At 35.0% G+C, this 17,142-nt stretch carries 15 protein-coding genes; 10 read left to right on the forward strand and 5 right to left on the reverse strand.

The features are described from left to right. Window positions 1-110: 110 nt before the first annotated feature. Together H8R24_RS00590 and H8R24_RS18250 are read left to right on the forward strand one after the other, a co-directional pair. Window positions 111-401 carry a hypothetical protein gene (locus H8R24_RS00590; RefSeq protein ID WP_187016637.1) on the forward strand — a complete coding sequence of 97 codons (291 nt, stop codon included), beginning with the start codon at window positions 111-113 and terminating at the stop codon, window positions 399-401. Between the two features lie 34 nt (window positions 402-435). Further along, window positions 436-570 carry a hypothetical protein gene (locus H8R24_RS18250; protein ID WP_262891092.1) on the forward strand — a complete coding sequence of 45 codons (135 nt, stop codon included), beginning with the start codon at window positions 436-438 and terminating at the stop codon, window positions 568-570. 45 nt (window positions 571-615) lie between these two features. Here H8R24_RS18250 and hemL read toward each other — a convergent pair whose 3' ends face one another. The 5 genes from hemL to H8R24_RS00615 form a co-directional block, all read right to left on the reverse strand. Beyond that, on the reverse strand, window positions 616-1,902 hold the full coding sequence (gene hemL, locus H8R24_RS00595; protein WP_187016638.1) for a glutamate-1-semialdehyde 2,1-aminomutase: 1,287 nt from the start codon (window positions 1,900-1,902) through the stop codon (window positions 616-618). A 27-nt stretch (window positions 1,903-1,929) separates the two neighbouring features. After that, complete coding sequence (locus H8R24_RS00600; protein WP_187016639.1) at window positions 1,930-2,820, reverse strand: glucosaminidase domain-containing protein; 891 nt, start codon at window positions 2,818-2,820, stop codon at window positions 1,930-1,932. Further along, entirely contained in the window at window positions 2,813-3,709 is an 897-nt protein-coding gene (locus tag H8R24_RS00605) for a 1-aminocyclopropane-1-carboxylate deaminase/D-cysteine desulfhydrase (protein WP_187016640.1), read from the reverse strand. Before H8R24_RS00605 ends, H8R24_RS00600 begins: the two co-directional genes overlap by 8 nt. A gap of 83 nt (window positions 3,710-3,792) precedes the next feature. Continuing rightward, complete coding sequence (locus tag H8R24_RS00610) at window positions 3,793-5,619, reverse strand: T9SS type A sorting domain-containing protein (protein ID WP_187016641.1); 1,827 nt, start codon at window positions 5,617-5,619, stop codon at window positions 3,793-3,795. Window positions 5,620-6,014: 395 nt separating this feature from the next. Beyond that, a complete protein-coding gene (locus H8R24_RS00615) occupies window positions 6,015-6,356 on the reverse strand; it encodes a hypothetical protein (RefSeq protein ID WP_187016642.1) in 342 nt (113 codons plus the stop codon). Window positions 6,357-6,481: 125 nt separating this feature from the next. Between H8R24_RS00615 and H8R24_RS00620 the strand changes: the two genes are divergently transcribed. The 8 genes from H8R24_RS00620 to H8R24_RS00655 all read left to right on the forward strand — a co-directional run bounded on the left by H8R24_RS00620 (window position 6,482) and on the right by H8R24_RS00655 (window position 17,095). Next, complete coding sequence (locus tag H8R24_RS00620) at window positions 6,482-6,658, forward strand: DUF5522 domain-containing protein (protein WP_187016643.1); 177 nt, start codon at window positions 6,482-6,484, stop codon at window positions 6,656-6,658. Between the two features lie 179 nt (window positions 6,659-6,837). Beyond that, a complete protein-coding gene (locus H8R24_RS00625) occupies window positions 6,838-8,820 on the forward strand; it encodes a urocanate hydratase (protein ID WP_187016644.1) in 1,983 nt (660 codons plus the stop codon). A 47-nt stretch (window positions 8,821-8,867) separates the two neighbouring features. Beyond that, entirely contained in the window at window positions 8,868-9,398 is a 531-nt protein-coding gene (locus tag H8R24_RS00630) for a DUF4136 domain-containing protein (RefSeq protein ID WP_187016645.1), read from the forward strand. Window positions 9,399-9,460: 62 nt separating this feature from the next. Continuing rightward, entirely contained in the window at window positions 9,461-9,868 is a 408-nt protein-coding gene (locus H8R24_RS00635) for a group III truncated hemoglobin (protein ID WP_187016646.1), read from the forward strand. Between the two features lie 5 nt (window positions 9,869-9,873). Further along, window positions 9,874-11,004: an esterase-like activity of phytase family protein gene (locus tag H8R24_RS00640; protein WP_187016647.1), complete on the forward strand. Its 1,131-nt coding sequence runs from the start codon at window positions 9,874-9,876 to the stop codon at window positions 11,002-11,004. A 261-nt stretch (window positions 11,005-11,265) separates the two neighbouring features. Then, window positions 11,266-13,221, forward strand: a complete 1,956-nt coding sequence (locus H8R24_RS00645; RefSeq protein WP_187016648.1) for an AAA family ATPase — start codon at window positions 11,266-11,268, stop codon at window positions 13,219-13,221. 1 nt (window position 13,222) lies between these two features. Then, window positions 13,223-15,133, forward strand: a complete 1,911-nt coding sequence (locus tag H8R24_RS00650) for an ATP-dependent helicase (protein ID WP_187016649.1) — start codon at window positions 13,223-13,225, stop codon at window positions 15,131-15,133. 204 nt (window positions 15,134-15,337) lie between these two features. Continuing rightward, window positions 15,338-17,095 (forward strand): aromatic amino acid hydroxylase, encoded by a 1,758-nt coding sequence (locus H8R24_RS00655; protein WP_187016650.1) that lies wholly within the window; start codon window positions 15,338-15,340, stop codon window positions 17,093-17,095. Window positions 17,096-17,142: the final 47 nt, after the last annotated feature.

A 17,142-nucleotide genomic window follows, 5' to 3' on the forward strand; every position in this document is an offset into this window, starting at 1 on the left:
GATTTATTTAAAAATTATGTTAAATGTGCTCTATGTACTAAACTTTTGTTAACGCTTTAAACCAAAGCTTCCTATCCCTGTCTTATTACTATAACTTAAATATTAAAAAAATGAAAAAATTATTTATCGCAGCATTAATAGCTGTAACTATCTCAGGATTTGCTCAAGACAAAAAAAGAAAAACTGATCAAGGCGAAAAAGAAAAGATGGAACGTTTTACTCCTGAACAACAGAATGAGTTAATGCTAAAGAAAATGACTTTAGAGCTCGATTTATCAAGCAAACAGCAAAATGAAATGAAAGGCATGATTGCAGAACGAACTGCAAAAAGAGAAGCCATGATGAAAGCACATAAAGAAAACAAAACCAACAAAAGACGAGCGTTTTGCGATGAAATCTAAAATGCTTGACGAACAAATTGCATCTAAAGCAAAAATGAAAAACATACTATCGCCAGAGCAATTTGCAAAATGGGAAAAGATGAAAGAACATCACGGTAGAAAAAAATCTCAGGGTAAACACCATAAAAAAGGGAATGAAAAAGAGGATAAAAAAGAACCTCAAAAGTAATTGAAACAAAAAACTCTCGGCTAAACCGAGAGTTTTTTGTTTGTTTTAAAAAGTTTTAGAAACTTTATCTATTGCTTGAATTGTAAAATCTAGATCTTCATACGTTAAAGCATCCGTTATAAACCAAGTTTCATAAGCCGATGGCGCGATATAAACTCCTTCTTTTACTAAACCGTGAAAGAATTTCTTGAAGGTTTCATTATCTCCTTTTCCAGCTGATTTTAAATCGACTACTGGACTTTCGTCAAAATGTACGGAGATCATAGAACCAATTCTATTGATGGTAAAAATAACATTGTTTGCTTTTAGTACCTTTTCGATTCCTTCGTGTAAATAAGCTGTTTTCTCGGCTAAGCGTTGAAAAATTGCTGGATCATTGTTTAATGATTCTAACATGGCTAAACCTGCTGCCATTGCCAATGGATTCCCTGACAAAGTTCCCGCCTGATAGACCGGTCCTAAAGGCGCTAAATAATTCATAATCTCTTCGCGAGCTGCAAAAGCACCAACCGGTAATCCGCCTCCTATTACTTTCCCGAAGCAAACAATATCAGCAGTAATATTAAAAAGTTCTTGAACACCACCTTTGGCTAATCTAAAACCAGTCATTACCTCATCAAAAATAAGCAAGATACCATTTGCCGTACACAAGTCTCTCAAGCCTTCTAGAAAACCTGCTACTGGTGGAATACACCCCATATTTCCTGCTACTGGCTCAACAATAATGGCCGCAATTTCGTTAGGATTTGCCCCTATTACTGTTTTTACATTTTGTAAATCATTGTATGTTGCAAGCAAAGTATCCTTTGCAGTACCGGCAGTAACCCCTGGACTATTAGGAGAACCAAAAGTCATTGCTCCACTTCCTGCTTGAATCAAAAAAGAATCAGAGTGACCGTGGTAACAACCAGCAAACTTTATTATTTTATCTCTTTTTGTAAAACCACGAGCAAGACGCACTGCACTCATACAAGCCTCTGTACCCGAATTTACAAAACGTATTTTATCGATATTAGGAACCATCGCTACAGCTAAAGCTGCGATTTGCGTTTCTAATTCAGTAGGCATTCCAAATGAAGTTCCTAGTTTAGCCTTTTCAATTACAGCCTCAACAACTGGCTCATAAGCATGACCTAAAACCATAGGTCCCCAAGAGTTAATGTAATCAATTAAACGGTTTCCGTCTTCGTCATACAAATAAGCTCCCTTGGCACTTTTAACAAAAATAGGTGTTCCTCCTACTGCTTTGAATGCTCTTACAGGCGAATTTACGCCACCTGGGATTACTTTTTCTGCTTCAGCAAAAAGCTGACTACTTCTTTTATAAATCATTATAGATGTAATTGTAAGGGTGAAAATTTAGTTTACTATCAATTTTTGACCAATTGAAATGGTGTTTTCTGACAGGTTATTTTTTATTTTTAAGTCGGTAATTAGAACGTTATACTTTTTAGAAATAGAATATAAAGTGTCGCCTTTTTGAACCTCGTGATAACTTCTATTGGGATCATAAACCGCATTAGCAACGACTGTTCTTGTTCCCGTATTGTTTTCTGTAGGTATGTATCGATTCCCTAAAACAAGCGCATCATATTGCCCTAAATCATAGCGTTCAATATAAGAGATCAATTTTTGAGGATATCGAGGATCTGTAGCATAACCGGCACTGCGCAATCCATTTGCCCAAGCTTGATAATCTGATTTGGATAAATTAAATAAGCTAGCATAGCGGCTTCTGCCTGTTAAAAACAAAGCATGATCTCGATAGGATTCAGCGGCTTCATTGTATTTTCTAAAACATTCTTGACTGGCATCATCGTCATGACGTACGCTATCTCCTGTCCATCCGGCATGGCATTTTATACCAAAATGATTGTTTGCTGTTTGGGCTAAGTCGCCCCTACCAGCACCCGATTCTAAAATCCCTTGTGCCAAAATAATACTCGCAGGAATACCGTAGGTTTTCATATTGCTCATGGCAATATTTTTATATTGTGCCACATAACTTCCTATAACATCATTCGAGACCACTGTTCGTGACGTAGACTCGATAACCTCGTCATCTTGATCTGCACTGCTTTGACTGTTTCTTTTTATTGGAACAGGCTTCGCCACTACCTTTTTTCTATACGTATTTGCAACTGGTTTTTTAGTTGTAGGTGCTTTTTTAGACGTTACAATTGGTGATTTTGTAGCGTTACAGCTAATCAAAGTTACAATTATAAAAAGAAACAAGATTTTTTTAAACATGGATATCTATTGTTGGTAATTTTTTGTTTTTTAACTTCAAATTCATTCCTTGAATTCCTTGAATTCCTCCAGTATGAATCAATAAAATTTTCGATTTTGGAGGAAAATAACCCGTTGCAATTCTATTCATAACGCCAAAAACCATCTTTCCAGTATATATAGGATCTAATGGTATTTTATTTTCCTGAAAAAACTGGTTGATAAAAGCAATTAATGCTTCATTTACTTTCCCGTACCCACCAAAATGATAGTCTGTTACCAGTTCCCAATTTTCCTGCTTTGCAAAAATACGAATTTCATCTTGTAAAAAGTCGCCTTTCAAAGCTGGAAATCCTAAAACTTTTTGATGTGACAGTGCACTATTTATTAAACCCGAGATAGTTCCACCAGTCCCTACTGCTGTACAAATGTAATCAAATTGCTGATCTTCAACTGTTAAAATCTCTTGACAGCCTTTTACAGCTAACTCATTTGTACCTCCTTCTGGTATCAGGTAGAAATTGCCGTAGGTCGTTTTTAAATTTTCTAAAAATGATATTTCTTGCTTATTACGATAATCTTCTCTTGAAACAAATTTAAACTCCATTCCGCAATTTTGTGCAAATTGCAAGGTAGGGTTGCTAGCAATTTTATCTACCACCTCATCACCGCGAATCACGCCAATAGTCTTAAAACCATTCTCTTGCCCTGCAAAAGCTACTGCGGCAATATGATTCGAATAAGCTCCTCCAAAAGTGAGTAAGGTTGTTTTATGCTCTATTTTCGCTTGAAGCAAATTATACTTTAGTTTTCTAAATTTGTTTCCTGATACAAACGGATGCATTAAATCCTCCCGTTTTATAGTTACCGAAATGGAATTAGGAAGCGGTATTGTTAATAGTTGATTCAAACTTTTTTTGTCAAAGGTATGGCTTCTAACAAAAAAATGCAATCGGTACAGGATTGCATTTTTGAGAACAAACAGGTATAAAATTAATTTTTGACAATGATTTTTTGACTGAAACCTGTATTTTCATTAGTAGTTAATTTCGCGATATAAATACCGTCACTAAGATTAGATGTAGAAAAACTATAATTGGTCTCTGATCCTAAATCTTTTTTAGTGAAAATTAATTTACCTAGAATATCATACAAACTACAAGAAACTAGCTCTTTTTGTAATGGATTACTTATTGTTAAGTTTTTAACTGTATTGTTTATGTACATTAAAAAAGATTCATTTTTAACCGCATCAACTCCTAGTGTTGCTCCACCTTTAAACGTGATTTCAAACTGAGAATTGTTCACTCCTGCAGGCAAAATCAACTCATAAAAGCTGTCTTTTATATCCACATAAGTATTTGCTACTTTATCGTGTAAGTACACTTTATCTGATTCTGTGAAATTAATTATTTCTTTAACTGAGATTTTATAATTAGCCGATTTAGTGTTTTTGAATCCCAATGGTATTTTTTTATCAATATCAAACTTCACTGCATCGATTACAAACTCTTTTTTATCCAGAACAAAATACATATCAGCCTCCGCATTATCACTAGTAGAAGCAGCGTCCATGGCAGCGTCAATCCCGTCAGTTGCATCAGGTACAAAAGCAAGTACTATTTGACGAACTCCTTTTCCGTTCAACAAGGCGTTCAAACGTATTTGAGGCGCTGGAGTTGTATTTACTGTAGTATAATCATAACCCGAAACAGATGGGATTTTGGCTAAAAAATTACTTTTATTAGTTTTAGAATTAGTAGCCATTTTTTCAAAATTAGACAAATTTGCCGTACCTTCTTTTACAAAAACTCTAAAAATATTTTGCATGCTCACACTACCAGCAACAGTTCCTTCGATCATAAACCCTTGCCCTATTGGCGAAAAACGTCTTTCGTAAGTCCCACCTGTACCAGTCGTTGTAACCTGATTTCCAGACCCATCGTACGAATAAAAAGTAGCTGGAGTATACACACCGTTTCCTGATCCTCCCAAAGGAGAATAAGCCCCATAACCTCCCTTATAATCTGCTATGTAGTGCGAATTAACGGTTTTATCTTGTTCCCAAAAATAGGCGATACCTGTAGAATTTGTTGCACTTACTAAAAATGCCGACAAATCAATCGCCGATGGATACGGATTACCCGTCAAAGTATATTGCCCTACAGCAACTGGAATAGCAATTGTACCATCATTTGGTTTTCCTCTAAAGTCATATCTTTGTTTGCTTCCTGCATTATTTTGCACACCGTCAACAGTGGTAGCATTTGTTCCTGCAGTCCCTTTCATAGTAAAACCTTCCCCTGCATTCAATGTATTTCCAGCTCCAACAAAAACCCAACTTGGAGCACTGCCTGGTAGTTTCCAAATCCAATAAGGAGCTATTGCCAATGGCGAAGCGGTCCCATTATAATTACTTGAAGCCAAAATAGTAGGTGCGTTACTAGTTGTACTTGTTGCAACATCCATAAGTTGTGTCACACCAAAAGGCGAATTACCTGTTGTTCCTACAGCACCTCCTACCGGAGAACACCAGTAGTTGTATTGAAAATTATTTACAGATCCTTCTTGATATACAGATAATTTACCTAATCCCTTATTGGCACTAGCAACAGCTGAACCTTGTAATAATTGTGCATCTTTCCTTAAATAAAAATCGCTACTCGCAGCATTCAATTCCAGTTCTTTTTTTATAAAAACAACTTCGTTACTTACATAAACAGAACTGTTTGGGCTGATAAACATTTGTGCTTCTGTTTTATTGATGAATAAAATTCCAGAAACAATAATAAAGCTGTGTTTTAGTAGTTTTGTGTTCATAAATAGTGAAATTAAGTTAACGGTTGTTTTTTTAATTGCTGCATTCTATTAAAAATTCAAACTTTTAATCTCTATCTGATAATCAAAGTATTAGAATTCTGTTTTCTTGCTTTACAAAACTACAAAGAATAGTTTTTCCAAAATTAAAAAAACACGATTAATTACACTTTATATCGACAAAATACATCTTTTTAATTAAATTTGGTAAATTTTCTTACTATTTTAAAACGAAATACAATGCCAAATGAGTCCAAAAACGGATCACTCTACAAAGCAAAAAATAGGACAGTTATTAATTTTAGAATGGTTTTACAATAAAAAATACCCCAAAAAGGATTTGTTTCCTAGTTCTAGAACATAGCTAGTTTTGTTAGAAAAAAAAGGAAGTTTTTAATTTAAAGCGCTGCTACTACCAAATACCTTAAAAAAGAATAAAAACTACGCTGCTGTAAGTACTGCATGTTTGATTCATTTGCGTAAGCTTCCCGTTCAAAACTAATATTTCGATACGCTGTATTCCGATCCCGATATTGCAACAACCGAATTAAGTATTCTAAAAAATACCAGATAAAAAAAGGCAATACTAACAACTCTATTTGTTGGCGCAAATGTATTTTTTCGTGGTTTACAAAAATTTTATTATCCTTATCCACCGCATATTTTACAAACACAAATGGAAATGCGGTTAATCCACGAAATCCTTTAGGTATTAAATATTTGGTAACAATTAAAAACATTGATTATAAAATTTATAAATTTGTAACTATATAATGGTGCTTTTTAATGAAAAAGATAATTAACCGCTTCTTTTAAAAATTAGAATAAACCGCCAAAAAACTACAATTTACAATACAACCAAAATATGCTGGAGCAAAGTAATGAAAATAAATTAATAGAAGGAGAAGATTTTTACTACACCCCCGAAGGTTATAAATGCTTCACCGAAAAACACCACTTAAAAAGAGGTTATTGCTGTAAAAGTGGTTGCCGTCATTGCCCCTATGGTTTTGACAAAAAAACAGGAACAATCAAGAAGTAAGCAATACTTCATTTTTGCCAATCAATTAACCCAACCATAAATATGGATATCTGTTCTCAACAATACAGGATTAAAATCTACAAATCCTATCATCGGTCGGATATTCGTTATCCTTAGTGATTTGTACGCCAGTTAGTATCGATTAATCAACTCACCTATTTAACGAATAAAATTTGAAGATGACTTTTAAAGAACAAATCCAACAAGGAATTCCTACTATATTACCAGAGCCAAAACCGTTTGAGGCCAACATCAATCATGCGCCCAAACGAAAAGAAATTTTGACTGTTGACGAAAAAAAATTAGCCTTACGCAATGCGCTCCGTTATTTTGATGCGAAGGATCACGCAGTGCTATTACCTGAATTTAAAGCCGAACTTGACACTTATGGTCGCATTTATATGTACCGCCTGCGTCCTGATTACGAAATGCGTGCGCGTCCCATAGCAGAATATCCTGGAAAATGCGAGCAAGCCAAAGCCATTATGTTAATGATTCAGAACAATCTGGACTATGCCGTAGCGCAACACCCACATGAGCTAATTACTTATGGAGGCAATGGTGCTGTGTTTCAAAACTGGGCTCAGTACTTATTGACCATGCAATACTTGTCTGAAATGACAGAAGACCAAACCTTAACAATGTATTCTGGTCACCCAATGGGATTGTTCCCATCGCACAAAGAAGCGCCAAGAGTGGTGGTCACAAACGGAATGGTTATTCCTAATTATTCGCAACCCGATGATTGGGAAAAAATGAACGCACTAGGCGTATCCCAATATGGACAAATGACTGCCGGAAGTTATATGTACATAGGTCCTCAAGGAATTGTACACGGTACAACAATTACCGTTTTAAATGGTTTTAGAAAAATACAAAAAACAACAGCAGGCGGATTATTTGTTACTTCAGGTTTAGGAGGCATGAGCGGTGCCCAACCCAAAGCGGGTAATATTGCAGGCTGCATCACTGTTTGCGCCGAGGTAAACCCAAAAATAACACACATACGCCACAGCCAAGGCTGGATTAACGAAGTCATTGAAAACTTAGACCAACTGGTGAGCAGAGTCGCTTTGGCGAAAGCCAATAATGAAGTGGTATCCATCGCTTATCTTGGAAATGTAGTAGACGTTTGGGAGAAATTTGACCAAGAAAACATCCAGATCGACTTGGGTAGTGACCAAACATCACTTCATAATCCTTGGGCTGGTGGGTACTACCCTACCGGTCTTAGTTTTGAAGAAGCTAATGTTATGATGGCCGAGGACCCTGAATTATTCAAACAAAAAGTACAAGAAACCTTGCGCCGTCATACGGATGCCATCAATAAACACACCGCCAAAGGAACTTATTTCTTTGATTACGGAAACGCTTTTTTATTAGAAGCTTCTCGAGCTGGTGCGGCAATTATGGCCGAAAATAATATTGATTTTAGATACCCTAGCTATGTTCAAGACATCATGGGACCCATGTGTTTTGATTATGGATTTGGTCCTTTTAGATGGGTTTGCGCCTCTGGAAAACCCGAAGATTTACAAAAAACAGATGATATTGCTTGCGCCGTTCTTGAAGAAATGGCAAAAACTGCCCCAATTGAAATTCAGCAACAAATGCAGGATAACATCACTTGGATCAAAGGAGCGCAAGCCAATAAACTAGTAGTAGGCTCTCAAGCTCGAATACTATATGCTGATGCCGAAGGTCGAGTGAAAATTGCCGAAGCTTTTAATCAGGCTATTGCCAAAGGCGATATAGGTACGGTAGTGTTAGGTAGAGACCACCACGATGTTTCTGGAACCGATTCTCCCTATAGAGAAACCTCTAATATATATGACGGATCTCGTTTTACCGCTGATATGGCAATCCAAAACGTGATAGGTGATAGTTTTCGTGGTGCAACCTGGGTTTCAATTCACAATGGTGGAGGTGTTGGCTGGGGAGAGGTAATTAACGGTGGTTTTGGTATGGTTCTTGATGGTTCTAAAGAAGCTTCAAGACGCTTAGCTTCAATGCTTTTCTGGGATGTAAATAACGGAATATCAAGAAGAAGTTGGGCACGAAATGAAGGCGCTATTTTTGCTATAAAAAGAGCCATGGAAACGCAACCTTTATTAAAAGTGACCATCCCTAATATAGTTGACGATAGTTTATTAAATTTTTAAAACGGAATCTATCTTAAAACACAATATAGTAATTAAAAACCCATATCATGAAAGCAATAAAACTTATACCCGTACTTTTACTATTCATATTAGGTGCTTGTAGCACTGTGAGAGTAAACGCAGATTATGACAAAAATGTCGATTTTACACAATATAAAACCTATGCCTTTCACAAAAACGGTATAGACAAAGTACAAATCTCTGAGTTTGACAAAAAAAGAATTCTTCGCGCCATTGACGCTGAATTAAGTAAAATGGGAATGACCAAAAGTGAGAACCCTGATTTGTTAATCAACATTATGACTAAAGAGAGAGAAAAACTGGAAGTCAATCAATTTAATGCTGGTTTTGGCTACGGTTGGGGATTTGGCTGGAATCCGTACATGTGGGGAGGACGTAATTTTGTAAGTTCATCTACCGAAGGCACTTTGTTCATTGATTTGATCGATGCTAAGAAGAAAGAATTAATTTGGGAAGGTGAAGGTGTTGGTAATTTGACTCAAAACAGAGACAAAAAAGAAGCCGTTATCAATGATTTTGTAGCTAAGATTATGGCACAATTTCCACCAAAAAACTAAAAACACAACCCGTATCTTATAGAAATGGCCTACCTTTGCGTAGGCTTTTTTTATACCCTATTATGACAACAAAAACAGACATAACTACCCTTGATGATATTAAATTATTGGTAGACAGCTTTTACTCCACCGTTCAAAAAGATGCTTTCATAGGCCCCATATTTAATGGAAAAATAGGCAATCGCTGGCCAGAACATTTGGAAAAAATGTATCGCTTTTGGCAAACTATTTTGCTCGAAGTTCACTCGTACTCCGGAAGCCCTTTTCCGCCACACAAACATTTACCTGTTGACAAAGAACATTTTGACCGCTGGATGGAAATTTTTGTAGCGACGGTAGATACTTTATTCGAAGGTCCTATTGCTGACGAGGCTAAAATGCGCGCCAAGAACATGGCTGAAATGTTCAATTATAAAATCAATTACTTTAGAGATGCCTCGCAAAATGGCGATCTATTAAATTCAAAATAAACGCCATGCGCAAATTAGTATATCTTACCCTTTTATCTCTTAATTTTTTTTCATGCTCGAGCCTTAAAGTTACAAACACTGTCAACCCGAATCCAAAACTAAAATTTGTTAACGCTATTGAAGTTCCTTTTAATCAAGAGTTCAAAAACACTGTTGTAGGCGGATTATCAAGTATTGATTATGATTCTAAAAATGATTTGTACTATTTCATTTGTGATGATCGAGCGGTTTACAATGACGCCCGTTTTTATACTGCCAAAATTCAGCTTGATGCCGATACGATCAAAAAAATTACTTTTCAAGATGTAGTCTCTTTAAAAAATGCTGCTGGCGCAAAATATAGTAATTGGGAAAAATACCCTGATAGCTCTATTGACCCTGAGGAAATGCGTTACAACCCAAAAACAAAATCGGTGGTTTGGAGTAGCGAAGGCGCACGTGTGATTGCCAAAGATTTTACGGTTATCCAGAATCCATCGTTGCAAACGGCTTTCCTAAACGGAAGTTATATAAATGACTTTAGTTTGCCCAAAAACCTCAACATGCAAAAAGAGGAAAAAGGCCCACGTAGCAATGGTGTTCTAGAAGGAATCACTTTTAATTCAGACTTTAGCAAACTGTATACAAATGTAGAAGAACCGCTATACGAAGACGATCAAGAAGCTACTACCACCAAAGGAGGTATGATTCGTCTATTTGAATTTGACACTAAAACGCGTAAAAATACCGCACAATACGGCTACCTACTCGATCCTATTGCACACGAACCCAACCCACATACTGGTTTTGCCGTAAACGGAATCTCAACGATTCAATATTATGATAAAAATCAACTGCTTATTGTAGAACGTTCTTATTCGGTAGGGAAACAAGCGTGCACTATTAAAGTTTATTTGTGTGATTTAACCAATGCAACCAACGTAAAGGATATTGCATCATTGCAAAATGAAGGCGTACAATTAGCTAGTAAAAAGCTAGTATTAAACATGGATGACTTGGGAATATTTACTGATAATATTGAAGGAATTACTTTTGGCCCAAAACTAGCCAATGGCAAACAATCTATCCTTTTTGTATCTGATAATAATTTTTCAGACAAACAGAAAACGCAAGTATTGCTTTTTGAAGTGGAGTGATTTCAGTTTTTATGATATTATATAAATCCGCGGCTGTATGTTGCGGATTTTTTTTATTCATTAAAGGAAATACAAAAAGAGCTTCACCATAATCTCAAACACAAACCTCCGAAGCAGTTGAATATTTTATTACTGTCTCCAATACCTATTAAACACCAAACTTCTTACAAAGAAATAAAAAGCGTAATCTTTTTATTGTTAATGAATTAAATTAATATTTACTTTGAATTCGGTATATTAGCAACTATAAACCATCAATCAATGACAATACTAATTGACACAGTAAGAATAGCAAACTTTAGAGGAATTAAAGAAGTTGAAGTAAATTTATCTCCCACAACATTGCTTGTTGGAGCAAACAATGCAGGAAAAACTTCTTTCCTAAAAGCATTACATCTCGCTTTGGGAGCTGATAGAAGAAGCTTAACAAAAGAAGATTTTCATGATGATGGTTCAAATGAGAAACCTGATAGCAAAGAGATTTTAATTGATATTAGAATTGTTCCTTACAACTTTGAAACTAACGAAAGAGTTGATGAATTTGAAGAAAACTGGGCTAATATTGATTTCAGTGGTAGTTTAATCAAAACAGATGAATTTGACAAACAATTTGTTTGTTTTAGAACAAGAGGATTTTACGATATACTAAAAGGATATACTTTTGAATCTTTAGAATTACGAGATTGGGACAAATTTAATTCTATAAATGGAAATGGTGAATTGACAAGTTTATGGAAAGAGACAAAAACATTTGGGAAATTTTCGAAAAAAGAATCAATTCCTTTGTTTTTTATCGATGCTCAAAGAGATATTCAATTAGATTTAAAAGACCGTTCGTCTTACCTTGGAAAACTAACCGAAAGATTGAATCTTGATGAACCTCAAATTAAAGAAATCGAGGAACAGTTAAATATCCTAAATGCGAATATTGTCAAAGAAAGCCCTATTCTCGAACATTTAAGGACAACCTTACTAGAACTAAGCAAAACCGTAAATTCTCAAGGAACTGGTGTAGAAATAACGCCTATAACAAAAAAGATAAGAGACATTGGACGTAATTTAAATATCAATTTTAAAGACACAGATAAAGAAAGTTTACCATTAGACTATCACGGAATGGGAACAAGAAGCTGGGCATCGGTTTTAACCTTAAATGCTTTTATATCTTGGAATGAAAACGAAAAAAACAAAAATAAAAAAGACCCATTCTTTCCAATAATTGCCCTTGAAGAACCCGAATCGCATTTACACCCCAATGCACAAAGGCATTTATTTAAACAATTAAAGGATATTAATGGACAAAAAATAATTAGTACTCACTCGCCTTTTGTAGCCGCACAATCAGAGTTAACCGATTTGAGGCATTTTTATAAGGATGAAAATGGGTTGTTAACAATTGGTCAGATAGAAATAAGTGACCCCGATGAAGAAGAGATTAGAATTCTACTTGAAGAAATTGATTTAAACCCAAACAATCAAGAAATCAGGATTAATAACCATAACAAGAGAAAACAAATTCTAAAACGTAAACGGGGAAAGATTAATTCTGAAGAATACAGAAAGATAAAGCGAGAAGTAATGAACACTAGAGGAGAATTACTTTTCGCTAAAGCAATTATTTTGTCAGAAGGAGAAACAGAAGAACAAGCATTGCCTATCTTTGCAGAGAAATATTTTGATTGTCATCCTTTTGAACTTGGGTTAAATTTCATTGGTGTGGGTGGAAAAGACAAATACACTTCATTTTTATCAATTGCAAAATTCTTAAATATCCCTTGGTTCATCTTAAGTGACGCTGATCACGATACTGTAAATCAGGTTAAAAATCAAATCAAAAATGTATTCGGAAATAGCAATAATTTCACAAATAAACTAATTGATTTAGGAGGCGGTAATGATTTTGAGAAATACTTAATAAATGAAGGCTATACACCCGAATTAATAAAATCAATAAATGAAATTGAAGGAGAAAATTATTTTCCAGATGAATATATCAAAAAGTTTAATGATCAAAAAGGAGTTGGCGATATAATTCGCAATTATACTTTGGATGCAGATGGAGGAAATCAAAGAGCGTTATTAGACTGCTTAAGTGGAGATAAAACAAAATATCCAAAACAAATTGCAGAAAACATTACATTTCTCGAAAACAAAAATATCCCAACCAAAATAAAAGAGTTATTTGATTTAATCAATAAAGAATTGAAAATACAATAAAATGAAATATAAATTATCTGATATCCAAGAAAGAGTTAAACTTCATACAGACGGAGCATTACTTGTTTTAGCAGGTGCTGGTAGCGGAAAAACTAGAGTCTTAACCGAAAGAATTAAAACACTTTTGGAAACAGGTACTTATCATATATTGGCATTAACTTTTACAAATAAAGCTGCCGAAGAAATGAAATCAAGGCTTGAAGATGTCACAGATATTCAAGACCGAGCTTTTATTGGAACCATTCATAGTTTTTGTTTAGAAATCATTAATAAACAAGGTTATGCAATTGGATTAAAAGAAGTTCCTCATTTTTTTGATAAAGAAGAAGATAGAAAATCAATCTTAATTGATGTTTTTGATAGTAATATTGAGTTAAAAAACATTTATCTTAATAAAGTTGATAAAGAAAGAAGAAATTTTATATACGAAATTCTAGATTATATTAGCAATAAAAAGAAAAACTTAATTGAAGCTATTCCTAATAACCCCGACATTAACGGCCTTATTTATTGGGAATACCAAGAACTTTTAAAAAAACAAAATGCAATTGATTTTGACGATGTTATTTTTTTAGCCTATAGAATATTAGCCGACAGACCTTCGATTGCAAAAATTTATAGAAGATTATACAAATACATTTCGATTGATGAAGCACAAGATTTGAATTTTGCTCAATATGAATTCATCAAACTTTTGTGTAACGGAGAACATAAAAATGTTTTAATGGTTGGAGATATTAACCAATCATTATTTCATTTTAACGGCTCTGATATTAAATACATGAAAGATTTATTTAAGAAAGATTTTGGCGCAGATACTATAGAACTAAAAACCAATTATCGTTCATCAAAGGCTGTTTTAAAAATTGCCAATAAAATCAAACCAGATTCGACTACAATTGACCCAGAAACTCCCGAAGGTTTATTTGAATTAAAATCATTTGAAACCGATAAAGATGAAGCTAATTGGGTAATTGATAAAATTGAGGAACTATTAAGTAAAAAAAATGAATTCGAAGAAATTGAAGGAGCAATTACTTTGGATAAAATAGCCGTTTTGGCAAGAAATAAATTTTTATTTCAATCCATTGATTTTGAACTAAAAAAAAGAAATAACGAAGGCAAAAAATTAGATTACTTTTTCAAAAAAGGGACAGATATTACCGATTTAGGTAGTGAATTGATGATTTTATTTGATTTAGGTTTAAGTATTTTATCAAACAACCAAGACCAATTGCATTACTCAAAAATTCAATCCATTTTGGGTTTTTCAAAAATTGATTTATTAAATAATGAGAGTGGTTTAGAAAATTTAAAAAAAATATCTGCTGTAATTGATAATGAAGAAAGCCAAGTCAATTATAATTTACTAATTGACGCATGGACTTTAATAGACAAAGGAATTAATAACTTTTCGACTGCTTTAAATAATTTAGAAAAAAGCATTAAAACCATTTACGAAGAAAAAGAAGATGCAGTCAAAGAAGACGCAGTTATTGAATTAGATAAAATATTTTTTGACATTAATTCATTCAGAGACCTTTGGAAAACGTATTCAAGAAATACTAAAGTTGAATTAAAAACGCTATCGCATTTCAAAACACAAATAGCACTAGGCATTACCTATATTGAAAACAACCAAAAAGGAATTACTTTAGGAACGGTTCATTCGGTTAAAGGATTAGAGTATCCAATTGTATTTGTAATTGGTATGACACAAGGTGCTTTCCCTGATTTTAGAGCTATTCAAAAAGGAGGAAATGAATTGGAATCCGAAGAAAATGCTTTTTATGTAGCTGTAACTAGAGCAGAACGATTTCTGTACTTAACTTATCCAAAAAACAGAGAAACACAATATGGTATGAAAACTCAAAAAGAGTCTGAATTTATTGAGAAACTACTAGATATTTAAAAATACAACTCCCCTAGCCCAGATTGCAATGGAAAGCTTTTTGTGACGGCCGTTTTTTGTTTTTTCCTGTTGTGGCAGAGCGACCAGAGGAAGCTCCTGCCGGAACTTTGGAAAAACAAACGGGCGAACAAAAACTTGTAATGAAAAGCGGGAAATGGCTTCTATAATTCGTACTTTTGTATCTTAAACTACAACGTTTTCGATATGAATGCAACCATTGAAAGTAATCCCTTATTAGACCGATTACCCAAACATTTAAAGCAATTTATTAAAGCTCAAGATTATAGCGATTACACGCCTATTAATCAGGCGGTTTGGCGCTATGTAATGCGTAAAAACGTAGATTACCTTTCGCAAGTTGCGCACAGTTCGTACTTGGATGGCTTGAAAAAAACCGGAATTGAGATTGATAACATCCCGAGTATGTACGGAATGAACCGCATTTTGACCGAAATAGGCTGGGCTGCTGTTGCTGTGGATGGCTTTATTCCGCCCAATGCTTTTATGGAGTTTCAGGCTTATAACGTTCTAGTGATAGCATCAGATATTCGTCAGTTGGAACATATTGAATACACACCTGCTCCAGATATTATTCATGAGGGTGCTGGGCACGCGCCTATTATTGCCAATCCTGAATATGCCGAATATTTACGCCGTTTTGGTGAGATAGGTTGCAAAGCGATTTCGTCAAGTAAAGATTACGAGATGTATGAAGCGATCCGACTTTTATCAATCGTAAAAGAAGCCGAAGGAACACCACAAGCCACAATTGATGCTGCCGAGAAAGCAGTAGAAGACTTGCAAAACAACATGGGAGAACTATCTGAAATGGCTCAAATACGCAACCTGCACTGGTGGACTGTGGAATATGGCTTGATAGGAAGCGTTGAAAACCCTAAGATTTATGGTGCGGGATTACTGTCCTCTATTGGCGAAAGTGCGTATTGCATGACCCAAGAAGTAAAGAAAATTCCTTATGACATATCAGCAGCGTATCAAAGTTTTGACATTACAAAACTGCAACCACAATTGTATGTTACGCCTACTTTTGCCTATTTGAATTTGGTTTTAGAAGAGTTTGCTAATAAAATGGCGCTAAGAACAGGTGGTTTATCTGGAATTGAGAAATTGATTAATTCGGCTGCTTTAGGAACTATTGAATTGAGTACAGGCTTGCAAATTTCAGGTGTTTTCACCAATGTGATTGCGCACGAAGGCAAACCAATTTACATACAATCTACCGGGAAAACGGCTCTCGCTTCACGCGAAAAAGAGTTGGTTGGTCACGGTACGTTGACACATCCTGAAGGTTTTGGTAGTCCGATTGGGAAACTAGAAGGCATCAATTTGGCTATTGAAGATATGAGTCCGAAGGATTTAAGCGCATACGATATATTAGAATCGAAGACGGTAAAACTAGAGTTTGAAGGCGGAATTACTGTGGAAGGTGAAATTGTTACGGGTTCTAGAAACTTACAAGGTGAAATTATCTTGATTCGTTTTAAAAACTGTACGGTGACGCATGGTGAAACGGTTTTATTCCAACCAGAATGGGGCGTTTATGACATGGCAGTAGGTAAGAAAGTCGTTTCGGCTTTTTCTGGCCCTGCTGATGTCAATAGTTTTGATTTGATTACGCACATGCCTTCGAGCACAACAATTAAAGCAGAACACACAGCAGAACGTGACGACTTAGAGGTTTTATACCAACAAGTTCGAATGATTCGTACTACCAAAGATACGCAGGCTGCTTTGCAAATTATTTTTGAAAGCGTACAACAAAACCACTCTAAAGACTGGTTGCTATCCGTAGAAATTGCAGAACTTTTAAAAGACCGTAACGAGCCTGAATTACTCGACAAAGTAGTTGCGCATCTTGAAGCACAAAAAATTAAAAGACCCGAGGTTGCTCATTTAATTACAGGCGGACTTGAGTTGATTTTTGAAAACGCAAACGCATAATTAGCACTTGAGCTTCACAGATTAATAACTAAAACCGCAAATTCGCC

It is taken from the genome of Flavobacterium muglaense (assembly GCF_014305155.1).
GTDB classification, from domain to species: domain Bacteria; phylum Bacteroidota; class Bacteroidia; order Flavobacteriales; family Flavobacteriaceae; genus Flavobacterium; species Flavobacterium muglaense.

Excerpts from the sequence above, each read along its gene's own strand:
- H8R24_RS00655 (WP_187016650.1), top strand. The coding sequence starts at position 15,338 with ATGAATGCAACCATTGAAAGTAATCCCTTATTAGACCGATTACCCAAA.
- H8R24_RS00620 (WP_187016643.1), top strand. The coding sequence starts at position 6,482 with ATGCTGGAGCAAAGTAATGAAAATAAATTAATAGAAGGAGAAGATTTT.
- H8R24_RS00645 (WP_187016648.1), top strand. The coding sequence starts at position 11,266 with ATGACAATACTAATTGACACAGTAAGAATAGCAAACTTTAGAGGAATT.
- H8R24_RS00590 (WP_187016637.1), top strand. The coding sequence starts at position 111 with ATGAAAAAATTATTTATCGCAGCATTAATAGCTGTAACTATCTCAGGA.
- H8R24_RS00600 (WP_187016639.1), bottom strand. The coding sequence starts at position 2,820 with ATGTTTAAAAAAATCTTGTTTCTTTTTATAATTGTAACTTTGATTAGC.
- H8R24_RS00640 (WP_187016647.1), top strand. The coding sequence starts at position 9,874 with ATGCGCAAATTAGTATATCTTACCCTTTTATCTCTTAATTTTTTTTCA.
- H8R24_RS00610 (WP_187016641.1), bottom strand. The coding sequence starts at position 5,619 with ATGAACACAAAACTACTAAAACACAGCTTTATTATTGTTTCTGGAATT.
- H8R24_RS00630 (WP_187016645.1), top strand. The coding sequence starts at position 8,868 with ATGAAAGCAATAAAACTTATACCCGTACTTTTACTATTCATATTAGGT.
- H8R24_RS00615 (WP_187016642.1), bottom strand. The coding sequence starts at position 6,356 with ATGTTTTTAATTGTTACCAAATATTTAATACCTAAAGGATTTCGTGGA.
- H8R24_RS00650 (WP_187016649.1), top strand. The coding sequence starts at position 13,223 with ATGAAATATAAATTATCTGATATCCAAGAAAGAGTTAAACTTCATACA.
- H8R24_RS00625 (WP_187016644.1), top strand. The coding sequence starts at position 6,838 with ATGACTTTTAAAGAACAAATCCAACAAGGAATTCCTACTATATTACCA.
- H8R24_RS00635 (WP_187016646.1), top strand. The coding sequence starts at position 9,461 with ATGACAACAAAAACAGACATAACTACCCTTGATGATATTAAATTATTG.
- hemL (WP_187016638.1), bottom strand. The coding sequence starts at position 1,902 with ATGATTTATAAAAGAAGTAGTCAGCTTTTTGCTGAAGCAGAAAAAGTA.
- H8R24_RS18250 (WP_262891092.1), top strand. The coding sequence starts at position 436 with ATGAAAAACATACTATCGCCAGAGCAATTTGCAAAATGGGAAAAGATG.